Consider the following 15,435-nt stretch of genomic DNA (forward strand, 5'->3'; position numbering starts at 1 on the left):
TCCGCATGCGGAGGCTCTGTTTCTTGTGACCCTTGTTAAATCTGGTAATCGATCGCCGCTTCGTCCGGCTCCATCACCTGGCGTTTGATATCGTCTACCGACAGCCCGGCGTTACACAGTTCAATAAAGCGCCAGACATAATTTCGTTGTAACTGGCCGCGTTTTAACCCTAACCAGACAGTATTGGCATCAAACAGGTGTTGCGTATCCAGCCGCACCAGTTTGCCCTCTTCGTTTTCGCCGCTCGATTGCTCCGCCACCAGCCCGACGCCCAGCCCCAGCTCAACATAGGTTTTGATAACATCGGAATCCTGCGCGCTCAGCACCACATCCGGGATTAACCCCTTGCGACCAAACGCTTCATCAATACGCGAACGTCCGGTTATCCCCTGGCGATAAGTGATAAGCGGCCAGCGGCTGATATCTTCGAGCGTTAACGGTGAGGATTGCGCCAGCGGGTGATCCGCCGGTACCAGCAAACTGTGGTGCCAGCGAAACCAGGGGAACGCCACGAGTGAGCTGTCATTGCTTAAGCGTTCGCTGGCAATGCCAATGTCTGCGCCACCGTTATGCAGCAGAGATTCAATCTCCTGCGGGGTGCCCTGAATCAACTCCAGCCGCACTTCCGGGAACAGCGCGCGAAAAGCTTTAATCACCGAGGGCAAGCTGTAACGCGCCTGGGTATGCGTCGTCGCAATAGTCAGCACGCCAGAGGTGTCATTGGTAAAGAGATCGGCGAGCCTGCGCACATTGCTCGCTTCGTTAAGAATGCGCTCGGCAATCACCAGCAGCGCTTTACCGGGTTCCGTCATGCCCAACAAACGTTTGCCGCGACGGATAAAAATCTCAATCCCCAGCTCTTCTTCAAGCTCACGAATATGGCGGCTCACGCCGGATTGTGATGTGTAAAGCATGTTGGCGACTTCGGTCAGGTTGTAATCCCGCCGCGCCGCCTCGCGGATAATTTTGAGTTGCTGGAAATTCACCCTTCGCTGCTCCTGGCCTGTCAGACATGACGATATTGTTAAAGTCTGCGGCCAGGCAGAACAAATAATAAAAACCAGCATCTTATTCCATTAAGGAATAATGCTTAGCTCACCAGCTGCAACTCGTGGCTTTCCATTGCCGGGCGGCTAACTAATGACATTAAAATATCTTTCACCGCTTGCGCCTGCGGCGAGAGCGTGCCGCGCGCGGAAACGTTTAACGACAACGGCAGGTTCATCGACGGCGTGGTGATACGCGCCATCCAGCCGTTGGTCGCGGCGCACAGCGAACGCGCGGCAGACTCCGGCAGTACCGTCACGCCCATTCCGCTGGCAATCGCCGCCGTCAGCGTGGCGATCGACTCAATTTCGCCAATGATCTTCGCGGTCAGTCGACGCAGCGAAAAGGCTTCATCAACACGCAAACGGACAGCGCTGTAATCGCGCGGCAGGAAAAGATTCATATCGGCAACCGCCGTCAGATCGACGCTCTGGCCTGGGCAGTCACGCGTGCCCACCAGATACAGATCTTCTTTCAGCAGCGGCAGGCTGCTGATCCCCGCGCCAGGCGCGCGTTCATACAGCACCGCCATATCCAGTTGCCCGCTGAGCAATTTATCGTTCAGCGTTGAGCCGCTATTTTCATGCAGATAAACCATAACTTCCGGCAACTCGGTCCGCACCGCCTGCAACAACGGCATGGTGACGGAAGACGCAGCAGTGCCCGGTGCCAGGCCGATGGAGACTTGTCCCCGCAGGCACTGACCGACATTGTTTACCGCCAGTTGCGCCTGTTCGCATTGGCGCAAAATCGTCCGTGCATGGGTGTAGAGGATTTTGCCCGCTTCGGTCGGCGTCACACCGCGTTTGGTGCGAATAAGCAATTGCTGATCCAGCTCGCCTTCCAGAGTGGCAACCTGCTGGCTCAGCGCGGGCTGCGCAATGTGTAATACTTCGGCTGCCTGAGTCAGGCTTCCAATATCGACGATTTTTACGAAGTATTTCAGTCGTCTTAAGTTCATTTTGCCTCCTGTACGGGTACCAGTGCCAACGCCGGATGTGATGTAGCCAGAGGAGTTGCAATATGCTTGCCAGTTTTAGTTAGGCAAAATGAAAGGCGCTAACAGGCTGGATAATAAGAGATTCTAATTACGAGCGGGGGAATTATTACTGAAACAGTGGTTTGTATGATGCCCCATGGAAGATGCATTGCACAATTTTGGTGCAAATGCGCGCTTAAGTGCTTATCCCGGCAGCAGATTGCTGAAATAGTCAGCAAACGATCGCGACGGCACGATCCATCCTTTGACAAGGCTCTGGGGCATCGCTAATATTCGCCCCGTTCACACGATTCCTCTGTAGTTCAGTCGGTAGAACGGCGGACTGTTAATCCGTATGTCACTGGTTCGAGTCCAGTCAGAGGAGCCAGATTTAAAAAAGCCTGCTTTTAAGCAGGCTTTTTGCTTTTCTGCCAACCGCATGCGATAAACCACTCACCTTTCATCCAGGCAAAACGTTGCTTTGCGAGCCGAGCGCGTGCGCCCCTTGCACCAGTCGCGGTTTTCAACCTCGCTTTTTTTCAGGTATTCCTGACCAGCAGCATTGTTGCGCTCAGGGCTTACGCTTGCCGATTGAGCAATAAAGGCAGTCCACCGTAAAAGTGAAGATGAACTCCCGTTGTTGCGATTTCTGGTTTGCCTGTAATGACGAGGCTGGCAGGGATAAGGCTTAACGGGCCTGCCTTCGCAGGCCCAGGAACGTGATGTCGCGGTGATTATCTGCCAGTATTAAAAAAGGCCACCGTCTGTGTCAGTCGACGGGTCTGCTCTTCCAGCGCACTGGCCGCCGATACCGCATGCTGAACCAGAGCGGTGTTCTGCTGCGTGACCGCATCAATTTGCACAATCGCTTCGTTAACATGGCTGATGCCTTTACTCTGCTCCTCGGTCGCGACGGAGATTTCCGACATGATGTCCGAGACGCGCCGCACCGCCACAATCATGTCGTCGATACTGCTGCCGGCAATTTTAATTTGTGACGAGCCGTTATTGACGCGAGTGACAGACTCTTCCACCAGCCCTTTAATTTCCTGCGCCGCCTGCGAACTGCGCAATGACAAACTGCGCACTTCACCGGCGACCACCGCGAAGCCTCTGCCCTGCTCACCCGCTCTGGCTGCTTCAACCGCCGCGTTCAGCGCCAGAATATTGGTCTGAAACGCGATGCCGTTGACCACCTCGATAATGCTCGCTATTTTCCCGGCGCTCTCGGAGATACCGTTCATGGTTTCATTCATGCTCTGCATTACCACACCGCCGCGCGAAGCAATATCCACAGCTTCACTCGCCAGATGACGCGCCTGCCCGGCATTCTCCGCGTTTTGTTTCACGGCAGCGGTGATCTCTTCCATGCTGGACGAGGTGCGCTCCAGCGACATCGCCTGCTGCTCGGAATGTGAGGCAATTTGTTGATTTCCGGCAACAATATCATGGGTGCTGGTGTTAATGATCTCCGCCCCTTCACGGATATCATTGATCACGGCGGTCAGTTGCTCACGCATCACGCCCATTTCGTGGATCAGGCTTGAGTTATCCCCGGATTTTTTATCCACCGCCTGCGAAAGATCCCCGGCGGCAATCCGCGCGGCGACATCAACGGCATAACGAGGTTCGCCCCCAAGTGCCAGCAACGTTCCCCGGTTGATGAGATAGACGATCACCGACAGCAAAATACTGATAGCCACAAATTCAATCAGGTTCTGATACAGCGAAACCCGAAACGCCGCGTCGATATCATCCACATACAAACCGGTGGTGATGATCCAGCCCCAGGGCGTCCACGGAATGCTGTAAGCGATTTTCGGCTGAGCTTCCGTCTCGCCGGGGCGCGGAAAAACATAAGCGGTAAACCCGGCCTGATTATCACGGGTAACCGCAACCATATCTCTGAAGATATAGGCACCATTGGCATCCGCAACCTGTGGCCCCTGACCAATCAGCTTGGCGTTGATCGGATGCATAATCACTTCAGCCTGGGTATTGAGAATCGTGAAGTATCCCGTTTCCCCATAGCGTAAATCCTTAATTAACTGGGTTGCACGCTGCTGCGCTTCCTGTTGCGTGATCGCCCCTTTATCAACCAGCGCGGCCTGTGTTTTGACGATACTCAGCGCCAGTTGCGAAACATGCTGCAACTCGTTTTTGCGCAGTGACAGTTGGTCTTCTTTGACCGTAAAAGAGCTGTAGAGCAGTGTCCCGGCAAGGCACACCAGCGCCACGATGAGAGGGAGCCAAAGTTTTTGCGCGAGGGATAGTTTCATGGCATGAGTACCTATTGTTGTTTTATATGGCGGGTACAGCATCGGCTTCGGGCATTCGAACCGCGCCTTATCTCTATATCGGAAATAAAAAAAACGAGTTAATCGATAGAAGTTGTATATCTTTCACAACTTAACCGTTTTGAGGTTATAAAAAAGTAACCAATTAATAAATAGAGTGTTATTTTTGGTGGGTTAATGCAGCCAGCGAAAGTCTTATTAATAAATAAGAACGCCGTCACATTCATGCGCGAAGGCATCACCGGGAAATAACAGCAATCCCGCCGCATTCGCTAACGAGTCATCGCCGTTTTTGTGCACTGCGCAACGTCTGGCCTACGGACAGGCTGTTTACATGTTGCGCGTAGTTTGCGGGTGCGACAGTTCTTTCAACATTTTCTGCAACCACTGCGCCGCCCCGCGCTTGCCGCTGCGTTTATGGGAATAAATCTTCACCTCGAACGGCGGAACCGCAAAAGGCAGCGCAAAAATGGTAATCCTTGCCGCCTGTTTTAACTTTTCCGCTGCCGAACGCGGAAGCGCCATCAGCAGATCGCTGTCGGCGATAATAAAAGGCGCGCTGAGCATCGAGGGCGTTTTTATCGCCACCTGTCGCGTATAACCCAGACGTTCGAGTTCACAATCCAGCACGCCTTTGCTTTCATTCCACGGCGTTACCACCAGGTGGCGCGCGGCAAGGTAATCGTCCAGCGTTAACTGTTGCCTGTGTTGATTGCTGATAACGACATATTCATCTGCAAACAAGCCGATCTCATCCAGCTCTGCGTAATGAATATCCTGCGGCGCGCTAAACCCCAGCGCGAAATCCACTTCTCCTGCCAACAGCTCATTAAGCGCCGGGCTATGAGGCAAATAGCGAAACTCAAAACGCAGTCCGGGCGCCGTATGCTGCAATGCGGACATCAGCGCGGGGAAAATGCTAAACACGGTGAAATCGGTGATCGCGACCTGCAAACAGTCTGTGGTCGTCGCGGGATCAAACTCCGCTTGCGGGGTGAGTTCATGGTTGAGATGCGCTAATGCCGACGCAATGGCGGGCGCAAGCTGGCTGGCATAAACGCTTGGGCACATTACGTGCCCTTCCCGGTAAAATAACGGGTCGTTGAGCGTCACACGTAGTCTTGAGAGCGCGTGGCTGAGCGCCGATGTGCTCATCGCCAGTTCTTCTGCCGCCTGGCGCACAGAACGGTGGCGGTAGACCGCGTCGAAAACGGGTAACAGGTTGAGATCAAGACGCCGTAACGTGGGATGCATAATATTCATCGAGTAGTGATTTCATTGCACTTAATTCTTTGCACAATACCGCTTATGCTGGCGGCCATCAATTTTGAACTCCCGGTAACAACAACAGGAAACGCAATGAGCATTACCATCCGCCCCGCCCGCCCGACTGACGCAAGCGCTATTTTTGCGATGATTTATGAACTGGCGGTGTATGAAAAAGCGCCTGAAGAAGTGATCACCACAGCAGATGAGATCCGCGAAACCCTGTTTGGCACGGAGAGCAAAACGGAAGCCTTGATCTGTGAAATCGAAGGCAAAGCCGTGGGTTATGCGGTTTTCTTCACCAGTTATTCGACCTGGCTTGGCCGCAACGGCATTTACATGGAAGATCTCTACGTTTCGCCCGATTTTCGCGGTAACGGTGCCGGAAAAGCGATGCTACAAAAGATTGCGCAGTATGCCGTTGAGCGCCGCTGCGGTCGTCTGGAGTGGAGCGTGCTCGACTGGAACCAGCCAGCCATTGATTTTTACCAGAGCATTGGCGCGCGGGCGCAAAGTGAATGGGTGCGTTACCGGCTGGATGGCGATGCCCTGCTGAAATTCGCCGAAAGCCCCGACGCTTAATCTTTCTCCATTAACCCGCCACGGCGGGTTTTCGCTTATTCATCATCGGGTTCGTCTCACGCCTCGCTTAAAGATCCCGCGCTTACTGCCGATAAAAATTGTGCAGCTATACTCATAGCTGTTCTCTGGTTGTTTTTTCTACAATAAAGGATTTACAGCATGGATCCGATACAAATTGCATCATTAGCCAGCAGCCTTGACTCTTATCAGCTTGATAACCAAGTCAACACGCTGGTGCTGAAAAAAGCGCTCGATACCCAGAAAACGATCGCCAGCGACTTGATTCAGCAGATCCCGCAGTTACCTTCCAACCCGGCAATCGGTCGTAATATTAATACCACCGCCTAACCCGGTTTGCCCGCTGGCGTTTGCGGTAACAGCGTCAACCGGCAAGTTTGCAAGCCCGCCTCGTGCGGGCTTTTTTGTTTCTTCGCTTGCCTGGAATGGTAAATCGGCGTAGCCTCTGCCGAATTAAAACCGATCGGTCTAAATTATGAATGGCGAAACAGCAGCACGGCAAAAACCCCGCCGCGGACGGCCGCCAAAAGTCGAGCGCGACTTTACCGATACCCGCCAGGAGCTGATTCGCTCCGGCCTGGAAGTGCTAACCGAAACCGGCTATCTGTCGGCGGGCATTGATGCGGTGATCAAAAATATCGCGGTTCCTAAAGGCTCGTTTTATCACTGCTTTAAAAGCAAACAGGAATTTGGCATGGCAGTGCTGGCCGCTTACGGCGACTTTTTCGCGCATAAACTGGATAAATTTTTAACCGATACCCAGCGCTCCCCGCTGCAACGAATGGCCGCCTTTGTGCACCACGCAGGCCAGGGAATGGCGAAATACGATTTCCGCCGTGGTTGCCTGGTGGGCAACCTGTTGCAGGAAACGCCACTGTTACCGGAAGCCTTCCCGGCGCGTCTGAAAGCCATCCTCGCCGACTGGGAAACGCGCGTCGCAACGTGTCTCGATGAAGCAAAAGTCTGCGGCGAACTGCCGCCAGATGCCGCGAGCCGCGAACTGGCCAGGGTGTTCTGGTCCGGCTGGGAAGGCGCAGTAATGCGCGCCAAACTGTTCCGCTCCGTCGAGCCGCTGGATCAGTACTGGGAATTTTTCCACCACAGCATAACAACCGCCCCTGCTGCGTGAAGCATGACGGGGGATGGAGCATCTGCACAGGACGGCGAAAACGCCGAAAAATACACCTCATCCGACGAGGAAAACGCAGTCATGAAAGCATTAGTTCTGGAACAGAATGAGAATAAAACCCTGGCGGAAGTGAAAGAGGTCGACCTGCCCGCATTGGGTGAAGGCGACGTTCGGGTCGATATTGACTGGTCCAGCCTTAACTACAAAGACGCGCTGGCTATCACCGGTAAAGGCAAAATCATTCGCCAGTTCCCGATGGTGCCAGGCATTGATTTTTGCGGTCGCGTGAGCGAAAGCCGCGATGCGCGCTTTACTCCCGGCCAGGCCGTGATCCTCACCGGCTGGGGTGTGGGCGAAAACCACTGGGGTGGACTTGCCGAGCAGGCCTGCGTAAAAGGGGACTGGCTGGTGGCGCTGCCGGAAAGTTTACGTGCGCGCAATGCGATGATCATTGGCACCGCTGGTTTTACCGCCATGCTGTGCGTCATGGCGCTGCAGGATGCCGGGATTAAACCGCAGGATGGTACCGTGCTGGTGACCGGTGCCAGTGGCGGCGTTGGCAGCACCGCTGTCGTGCTGCTGAAAGCGCTGGGCTACACCGTTGCCGCCGTAACCGGTCGCGAATCTACCCATGATTTTCTGCGTAAGCTGGGTGCCGATGAGATCCTGCCGCGCAGCGATTTTGAACAGACCCGTCCGCTGGAAAAACAGCTGTGGGCCGGTGCGATTGATACGGTTGGCAACCATGTGTTAGCAAAAGTGCTGGCGCAGACGAACTACGGCGGATGCGTTGCCGCATGCGGTCTGGCAGGCGGTTTCGAACTGCCGACCACCGTGATGCCGTTTATTCTGCGAAACGTGCGTTTGCAGGGCGTGGATTCCGTGATGGTGCCAACCGCACAGCGCGGCGCCGTGTGGGAAAATCTCGCACGTACGTTGCCAGAAAGTTACTACCAGCAGGCCGCAACCGAAATTACGCTGGAACAGGCTCCGGCAACCGCTGCCGATTTCCTCAATAATAAAATCCAGGGCCGTACACTGGTGAAAATCAGCGGCTAATCCGCCTTCCGGCGCGCGCTGTCGCGCCGGATTGTTCCCTCATCCGTTTCCTCTGAATCCCGTTGCGCGCTGCTTTCGTTTCACATTCCTGTGACATACTATCGGCTACAGCCGTAGAGCAGATAAGGAGATAAAGATGAATAATAAGGGTGCAACTCTGACCCCGGAACAAGCGCTGGATCAACTTGAAGCGCTGTATGACCGTTCCGTCGAGGCCCTTCGTCAGGCGATCGCTCGCTATATTGACGACGGTCAGCTTCCCGATACCGAAGCCCGCGCACAAGGGTTATTCGTCTATCCGCAGTTATCCGTAAGCTGGAATGGCAGCGCGACGAACCCACCGAAAACCCGCGCCTACGCCCGCTTCACCCATTCGGGCTGTTACACCACCACCATCACCCGCCCTTCGCTGTTTCGTCCCTATTTACTCGAACAATTAACCCTGCTGTGTCAGGACTATGGCGCACACATCGAGGTGGGGTTATCCGCGCATGAAATCCCGTACCCTTACGTGATTGACGGCTCGGAGCTGACGCTGGATAGGTCAATGAGCGCGGGCTTAACGCGCCATTTTCCCACCACCGAACTGGCGCAGATTGGTGATGAGACCGCCGATGGACTATTCCACCCGACCGAGCTTTACCCGCTTTCCCATTTTGATGCGCGCCGTGTCGATTTCTCGCTGGCGCGACTGCGCCACTACACCGGCACGCCGGTTGAACATTTCCAGCCGTTTGTGTTGTTTACTAACTACACGCGTTATGTCGATGAGTTCGTGCGCTGGGGCTGTAACGAGATCCTCAATCCCGATAGCCCTTACGTCGCGCTCTCCTGCGCGGGCGGCAACTGGATCACTGCCGATACGGAAGCGCCGGAGCAGGCCATTTCTGATCTGGCGTGGAAAAAACACCAGATGCCGGCCTGGCACCTCGTCACCGCTGACGGTCAGGGCATTACGCTGATAAATATTGGCGTTGGCCCGTCGAACGCGAAAACCATTTGCGATCATCTGGCCGTGCTGCGCCCGGATGTCTGGCTGATGATTGGCCACTGCGGCGGGCTGCGTGAAAGCCAGTCGATTGGCGATTACGTACTGGCGCATGCCTACCTGCGCGATGACCACGTGCTGGATGCCGTGCTGCCGCCGGATATTCCGATCCCGAGCATCGCTGAAGTGCAACGTGCACTATACGACGCGACCAAAGAGGTCAGCGACATGCCGGGTGAGGAGGTTAAACAGCGGCTGCGTACCGGCACGGTGGTCACCACCGACGATCGCAACTGGGAGCTGCGTTATTCCGCTTCCTCCCTACGCTTTAACCTGAGCCGCGCGGTGGCGATAGATATGGAAAGTGCCACCATTGCCGCGCAGGGTTATCGCTTCCGCGTGCCGTATGGCACCCTGCTCTGCGTTTCTGACAAACCGCTGCACGGCGAGATCAAACTTCCCGGCCAGGCCAACCGTTTTTACGAAGGGGCGATTTCCGAGCATTTGCAAATTGGCATCCGCGCCATCGACCTGCTCCGCGCAGAGGGCGATCGCCTGCACTCGCGTAAATTGCGCACCTTTAACGAACCGCCATTCCGATAACAATTAAAAAGGATTAACCATGCAAACCCCGACACCGTTACAAGCGTTACGCGATCGGCTGGTCGCCCTGGAGCTTGACGGCATGATTGTTCCGCGTGCCGATGCGCACCAGAGCGAAGACTGCGCGCCACATGACAATAAACTCCAGTGGCTCACCGGCTTTACCGGTTCTGCCGGGCTGGCGCTGGTGCTGCGCGACAAAGCGCTGCTGTTTGTGGATGGTCGCTACCAGGTACAGGTGCGTAGCGAAGTCGATCTCCATGATTTTGCGATCCACCATTTGCACAACGAGCCGCTGGATCAGTGGTTAAACGCTTCATTGCCTGCGGGCAGTCGCATCGGCTTTGAGCCGCTGCTGATGGTCAACAGCCAGTTCCAGGCGCTGAACGCCACGCACTGTGAACTGGTGGCACTGGACAGCGATCCGTTCGATGTCATCTGGACCGATCGCCCGGCGGCACCGTGCGGCGCGATCCGTGAAATGCCGCTGGCGATAAGCGGTGAAAGCAGTGCCGATAAACGCGCGCGCATCGCGCGGGTGCTGGCGGAAAAAGGGGCGGATTACCTGGCGATTACGCTGCCGGATAATATCGCCTGGCTGCTGAATATTCGCGGTTCGGACATTGCGATGAACCCGGTGGCGCACTCCTTTGCCCTGCTCAGCCGCGAAGGTGCCGTCGAATGGTTTGTCAATCCACAGAAAACTGCCGGTTTATCTGCGCAGCTCACCTCCACGCTGAAGCTGCATGATGTCGGGGATTTTCTGCCGCGTTGCCAGCAGATCGCTGCCGGAAAACGCATCCTGCTCGACGGTGATTTCGCGCCGGTGGCGCTGCGTTTCGCTATTGAACAGCAGGGGGGCGAAGTGCTGTGGAGCGCCGATCCTATTACCTTTATCAAAGCGCATAAAAACGCGACCGAACTGGCAGGCTACCGCGAAAGCCACCAGCAGGATGGCGCGGCGTGGGTCAATTTCCTCGCCTGGCTGGCGCGCGAAGTGCCCGCCCGGGAAGCGGCGGGTAACCCGGTAACCGAACTGGAAGCGCAGCAAAAACAGCTGGCATTCCGCCAGCGGCAACCCGGCTTTATTGAACAGAGTTTCAGCACCATTTCAGCCTCTGCCAGCAATGCGGCGATGTGCCATTACCACAGCAGCGAAAAAACAAATAAAGCCATCACCAGCGCCAATTTCTATTTGAATGATTCCGGCGGCCAGTACCAAAACGGCACCACTGACGCGACGCGTACCCTGTCGTTTGGGGCACTCAATGCTCAGCAACGGCTGCACTACACCGCCGTGCTGAAAGGCTTTTTATCGATGTTCACCCTGCAATTTCCTGCAGGTACGCACGGCCACCAACTGGATGCGTTTGCCCGCCGCGCGCTGTGGGATTTAGGGCTGGATTTCGATCACGGCACCGGTCATGGCGTTGGTCATCAGTTGCTGATCCATGAGCAGCCGCAACGCATTGCGAAAAAGGTCAACCCCTGGCCGCTGTCGGCGGGCAACATCATGACTATTGAGCCGGGTTACTATTTAGCGGACAACTACGGCATTCGTATCGAAAACCAGGTGGAAGTGGTGGAAAGCCAGCCGGGATTCTGCCGCTTTGCTTCGCTGACGCTTATTCCCATCGATTTAAGCCAGGTGGAATGGAGCCTGTTGAGTGAACAGGAGCAGCAGTGGCTGGATGATTATCACCAGCAGGTGCGCGACACCCTGTCGCCACTGGTTGATGACGGCGCCCGCGCGTGGCTTGATGCAGCCACTGCACCACTGCGCGTGCAGGCAAGCTAAGCGTTCGTATCATTCACAAACCCGCTGCGGCGGGTTTTATTTTACTCCGTGCAGGCATAATGGCTTTTCAGCGCTTCTTTACCAGCGTATCGCCGCCCGAACTGACCATGTCGATAGCCTTTGTCATCGCGATGCATTGCTGCTTCAACGAGAAATTCCCGCAGGGAAAAATACTAAGTTGCGGGATGTGAGAACGCAGAAAAGCAAAAAGCCTGCTTAAAAGCAGGCTTTTTTAAATCTGGCTCCTCTGACTGGACTCGAACCAGTGACATACGGATTAACAGTCCGCCGTTCTACCGACTGAACTACAGAGGAATCGTGTGAACGGGGCGAATATTAGCGATGCCCCAGGCCCTTGTCAAAGCCTGATTTTCACATTTTGGCGCGTTTGCCGAATTATTCTCCATTCTGTGCAGAAATGGCGCTTTTTTGCGGCTTCGGGTACTTCCACAGCCAGCGTCCGCTAACCATACGCCAGTAAAAGAGCGCGCCGCGCACCGCCCAGTCAAGGAACATCCCGAGCCAGACCCCAACCACGCCCATACCGAGCATAATCCCGAGGGTATAACCGGCGACGACGCGACAACCCCACATTCCAAGCATGGACACCCACATGGCGAAACGGGCGTCGCGCGCGCCTTTCAGCCCGGCGGGTAGCACCCAGGATGCCGCCCAGATGGGCATAAACGCCGCGTTAAGCCAGAGAAGCACTTTAACCACCTCTTTTACATCCTCTTCCTGGGTGTAAAACGAGGCGAAAAGCCCGGCAAACGGCGCGGTTCCCCAGGCAAGCACCGTCAGTAACAGCGTCGAGAGCCAGAATACATGCCGCAACTGGCGCTCAGCCTGGCTTATCTGTCCTTTGCCCAGTCGTTTACCGGTAATAATTGTGGAGGCGGAACCCAGCGCGTTGCCCGGCAGGTTAATTAGCGCGGCGACGGAGAAAGCAATAAAGTTACCGGCGATAACGTTGGTGCCCATACCGGCAACGAACATTTGCGTTAGCAGCTTGCCGCCGTTAAACAGCACCGATTCGATACTGGCGGGGATGCCGATACCCATCACTTCCCAGATAATGCTGAAGTTGAGCTTTTCGAAGTAACTTTTTAGCGGAATACGCAGCGCCGGGTTAAAGCCAATCATCAGTACCCAGATAATCGCCACCGCGCCAATATAGCGGGAAATGGTCAGCCCCAGCCCTGCCCCGGCGAAGCCCATCCCTTTCCAGCCGAAGAGACCATAGATCAGCACGCTGCTGATAAGAATATTGAGGATATTCATGCCGCCGTTAATCAGCAGCGGGATTTTGGTATTGCCCGCGCCGCGCAGCGCACCGCTGCCAATCAGCGCAATGGCCGCAGCAGGGTAGCTGAGAACCGTCAGTTCAAGATAGGTCAATGCCAGCGCCTTGACCTCCGCCGTTGCCGCCCCGGCGATAAAATCGATAATTTCCGTACCGTAGTAGTGGATCACCGCCGCCAGCACAATCGAAAACAGCGTCATGATCACCAGCGACTGGCGCGTCGCCGCCCTCGCCCGCTCGCCATCCAGCTTACCGAGGCTGAAGGCCACCACCACCGTGGTTCCCAGGTCGATTGCCGCGAAAAATGACATCACCACCATGTTAAAACTATCGGCAAGACCTACCCCCGCCATCGCCTCTTTGCCCAGCCAGCTTACGAGGAAGGTGCTGAGCACGCCCATCATCAGGACGCAGGTGTTTTCGAGGAAGATAGGTACGGCAAGGGGGGTGATTTCTCGCCAGAATAAAACACGGTAGCTTTTACGCTTTCTGTACCACGGCGTGCGCATGACAGCCTGGCGAAGAGGAGTAACGACGTTCAAATTGGTCCTTAGCCGCAAAAGGTGAAATCACATTTCAAATGATGGGGGAGAAACCGTGATCCTGCAAAGCATTTCCACAGAAAACGATGATAATGAACTCAAATTGTCGATGGATTCGGCAGTCAGCACACCCTGCGAGAAATGAGGTTTGACAAAAGATTTTTCGCCGCTAAGATAAGCCTCCACAACGATTCCTCTGTAGTTCAGTCGGTAGAACGGCGGACTGTTAATCCGTATGTCACTGGTTCGAGTCCAGTCAGAGGAGCCAGATTCAAAAAAAGCCTGCTTTTAAGCAGGCTTTTTGCTTTTTATCGCTCCGCTAAACATAGCGATAAGTTTTTCCTCTCCAGAAACCGCCCCTTTCCGCTTCTTGAGCATCAAGCTGAACCTGTAACGTAATCCATTGAAAATGTTTGCTTACCTTAATGCTATGCTCACGGCTTGCAGAAAGTACCGACATGCGTGATCAATACCGCGCGACAGGAAATAGAAAAACAAGTGACCAGCTCTCCAGTCACGCCGCGCCTTTTAAGGCCAAACATTTCAGGGTTAACCACCATGCGCAACCGTTTTACGACTCGTCCGGCAAAACGCCTTTTCACCACCGCCCTCCTTCTTTTTACTGTTGCAGGCCATGCAGATGTTGTAGAGCAAACCCCGGAATATCAACAGATTAACGGGTTGATAAGAGAGCCGCTTTTGCTGGCGGTTACCTTAGATAATGGTCAGCCGGCCGTGCTGGATGCCTTTGTGACACGCATGGACAGCCAAACGCCTTTACCCGTGGTGTTAATCACTAATGGAACCGTTGGCACTGCTGAATTTGATCGCTGGATAATCAACCCGAACCGTTATGCCTCAGCGGCTATCGCTTTTGCGCGCCACGGTTATGCGGCGGTGGTGGTCCTGCGCCAGGGTTACGGGCAATCAAGCGGTGCGGCGGAGTATGCCGATGGCTCCTGCGCGCAACCTTTACATCTGTGGGCCGGGGAGCAGGATACCCGTAACCTGCTCGCGGCTCTCGATGCCGTGCGCCACCAGCCGTGGGCCGCAGCCGATAACGCGATCCTTGCCGGAATGTCCGCAGGCGGTTTTGCGGCGCTTGCTACTGGCGCGGCTAATCCACCAGGCGTTAAGGCGGTAATCAATTTCGACGGCGGAAGGGGCGCGATTGACGGGAAATCACTCTGCGATAAAGCCGGTCTGCTGCAAGCCTACGCACGTTACGGGAAGACAGCGCAAATCCCGTCCCTGTGGCTGTATGCGAAAAATGATAAATCCTTCCCGCCGTCGATGGGTAAAGAGATGTTCGATGCCTATCAGCAGGGAAGCCACACTGCGCAATTCATCACGATGCCTGCCTTCGGTAATAACGGCCATGTCTTTATGGATTCAGCGCCGGAAAGTTTCTGGTGGCAGACGGTGGCCGCATTTCTAAAACAGCAGCATTTACCGACCAGCGAAGCTGTGCCTCTGCCCGAAACGCACCTGCCTGCACCGCCCGCGCTCAATGCCGCCGGGAAAAAGGCGTTCTCAGAATATGCAGCAACACAACGCTATGAAAAAGCCTTTGCCACGGACGAGGACGGCGACTGGGGCGCGGCGTACTGGGGCAGAAACAGCCATGAAGCCGCAGAAACGGCGCTAAGCATCTGTCAACAGGAGCAGCGTCCGGGCGCGGGCAACTGTACGGTGTACGCCATTAATAACCATCTCGTAACCGCAAACACGCCTTAGCCCCCACACAAACCAGTCACAGAGAAAACACACTTTGCATGGGTTGCCAGAATGGCATCCCATGCAAAGTCTGGTCATAACGTCAAA

The 15,435-nt window shown here is 55.1% G+C and carries 13 protein-coding genes and 3 tRNA genes; 9 read left to right on the forward strand and 7 right to left on the reverse strand.

Annotation, left to right across the window (positions count from 1 at the left end; all coding sequences use genetic code 11):
* Positions 1–35: 35 nt before the first annotated feature.
* Together cbl and nac are read right to left on the reverse strand one after the other, a co-directional pair.
* Positions 36–986, reverse strand: coding sequence for an HTH-type transcriptional regulator Cbl (gene cbl / locus H650_RS04880; protein ID WP_020454221.1), 951 nt, complete (start codon positions 984–986; stop codon positions 36–38).
* A 104-nt stretch (positions 987–1,090) separates the two neighbouring features.
* Positions 1,091–2,008 carry a nitrogen assimilation transcriptional regulator NAC gene (gene nac / locus H650_RS04885; protein ID WP_020454222.1) on the reverse strand — a complete coding sequence of 306 codons (918 nt, stop codon included), beginning with the start codon at positions 2,006–2,008 and terminating at the stop codon, positions 1,091–1,093.
* Positions 2,009–2,338: 330 nt separating this feature from the next.
* On the opposite strand from nac, the gene H650_RS04890 reads away from it, so the two are divergent.
* Positions 2,339–2,414 (forward strand) — tRNA-Asn (locus tag H650_RS04890).
* Positions 2,415–2,760: 346 nt separating this feature from the next.
* Here the strand turns inward: H650_RS04890 and H650_RS04895 are convergent.
* Positions 2,761–4,305, reverse strand: coding sequence for a methyl-accepting chemotaxis protein (locus H650_RS04895; protein ID WP_189660094.1), 1,545 nt, complete (start codon positions 4,303–4,305; stop codon positions 2,761–2,763).
* A 348-nt stretch (positions 4,306–4,653) separates the two neighbouring features.
* Positions 4,654–5,586, reverse strand: a complete 933-nt coding sequence (locus tag H650_RS04900; RefSeq protein WP_020454224.1) for a LysR family transcriptional regulator — start codon at positions 5,584–5,586, stop codon at positions 4,654–4,656.
* 96 nt (positions 5,587–5,682) lie between these two features.
* Here H650_RS04900 and H650_RS04905 point away from each other — a divergent pair, with 96 nt between their 5' ends.
* From H650_RS04905 to H650_RS04930, 6 genes are all read left to right on the forward strand, one after another.
* Positions 5,683–6,171, forward strand: coding sequence for a GNAT family N-acetyltransferase (locus tag H650_RS04905; protein WP_020454225.1), 489 nt, complete (start codon positions 5,683–5,685; stop codon positions 6,169–6,171).
* A gap of 159 nt (positions 6,172–6,330) precedes the next feature.
* Positions 6,331–6,519, forward strand: coding sequence for a YjfB family protein (locus H650_RS04910; protein WP_017458405.1), 189 nt, complete (start codon positions 6,331–6,333; stop codon positions 6,517–6,519).
* A gap of 145 nt (positions 6,520–6,664) precedes the next feature.
* Complete coding sequence (acuR, locus tag H650_RS04915; RefSeq protein ID WP_020454226.1) at positions 6,665–7,318, forward strand: acrylate utilization transcriptional regulator AcuR; 654 nt, start codon at positions 6,665–6,667, stop codon at positions 7,316–7,318.
* Between the two features lie 81 nt (positions 7,319–7,399).
* Positions 7,400–8,377 (forward strand): acrylyl-CoA reductase (NADPH), encoded by a 978-nt coding sequence (gene acuI, locus H650_RS04920; protein WP_044489683.1) that lies wholly within the window; start codon positions 7,400–7,402, stop codon positions 8,375–8,377.
* Between the two features lie 136 nt (positions 8,378–8,513).
* Positions 8,514–9,968: an AMP nucleosidase gene (locus tag H650_RS04925; protein ID WP_020454228.1), complete on the forward strand. Its 1,455-nt coding sequence runs from the start codon at positions 8,514–8,516 to the stop codon at positions 9,966–9,968.
* A gap of 19 nt (positions 9,969–9,987) precedes the next feature.
* Complete coding sequence (locus H650_RS04930) at positions 9,988–11,766, forward strand: aminopeptidase P family protein (RefSeq protein ID WP_020454229.1); 1,779 nt, start codon at positions 9,988–9,990, stop codon at positions 11,764–11,766.
* A gap of 239 nt (positions 11,767–12,005) precedes the next feature.
* Here H650_RS04930 and H650_RS04935 read toward each other — a convergent pair.
* The 3 genes from H650_RS04935 to H650_RS26110 all read right to left on the reverse strand — a co-directional run bounded on the left by H650_RS04935 (position 12,006) and on the right by H650_RS26110 (position 13,797).
* Positions 12,006–12,081 (reverse strand) — tRNA-Asn (locus H650_RS04935).
* 81 nt (positions 12,082–12,162) lie between these two features.
* A complete protein-coding gene (locus H650_RS04940) occupies positions 12,163–13,629 on the reverse strand; it encodes an EmmdR/YeeO family multidrug/toxin efflux MATE transporter (protein WP_097405715.1) in 1,467 nt (488 codons plus the stop codon).
* Positions 13,630–13,638: 9 nt separating this feature from the next.
* Positions 13,639–13,797, reverse strand: coding sequence for a DUF5951 family protein (locus tag H650_RS26110; protein WP_353609784.1), 159 nt, complete (start codon positions 13,795–13,797; stop codon positions 13,639–13,641).
* 6 nt (positions 13,798–13,803) lie between these two features.
* Between H650_RS26110 and H650_RS04945 the strand changes: the two genes are divergently transcribed.
* Positions 13,804–13,879, forward strand: a tRNA-Asn gene (locus H650_RS04945).
* A gap of 290 nt (positions 13,880–14,169) precedes the next feature.
* Complete coding sequence (locus H650_RS04950; protein ID WP_020454232.1) at positions 14,170–15,348, forward strand: dienelactone hydrolase family protein; 1,179 nt, start codon at positions 14,170–14,172, stop codon at positions 15,346–15,348.
* Positions 15,349–15,435: the final 87 nt, after the last annotated feature.

Origin of the sequence: Enterobacter sp. R4-368, from assembly GCF_000410515.1 — a bacterium.
Taxonomy (GTDB): domain Bacteria; phylum Pseudomonadota; class Gammaproteobacteria; order Enterobacterales; family Enterobacteriaceae; genus Kosakonia.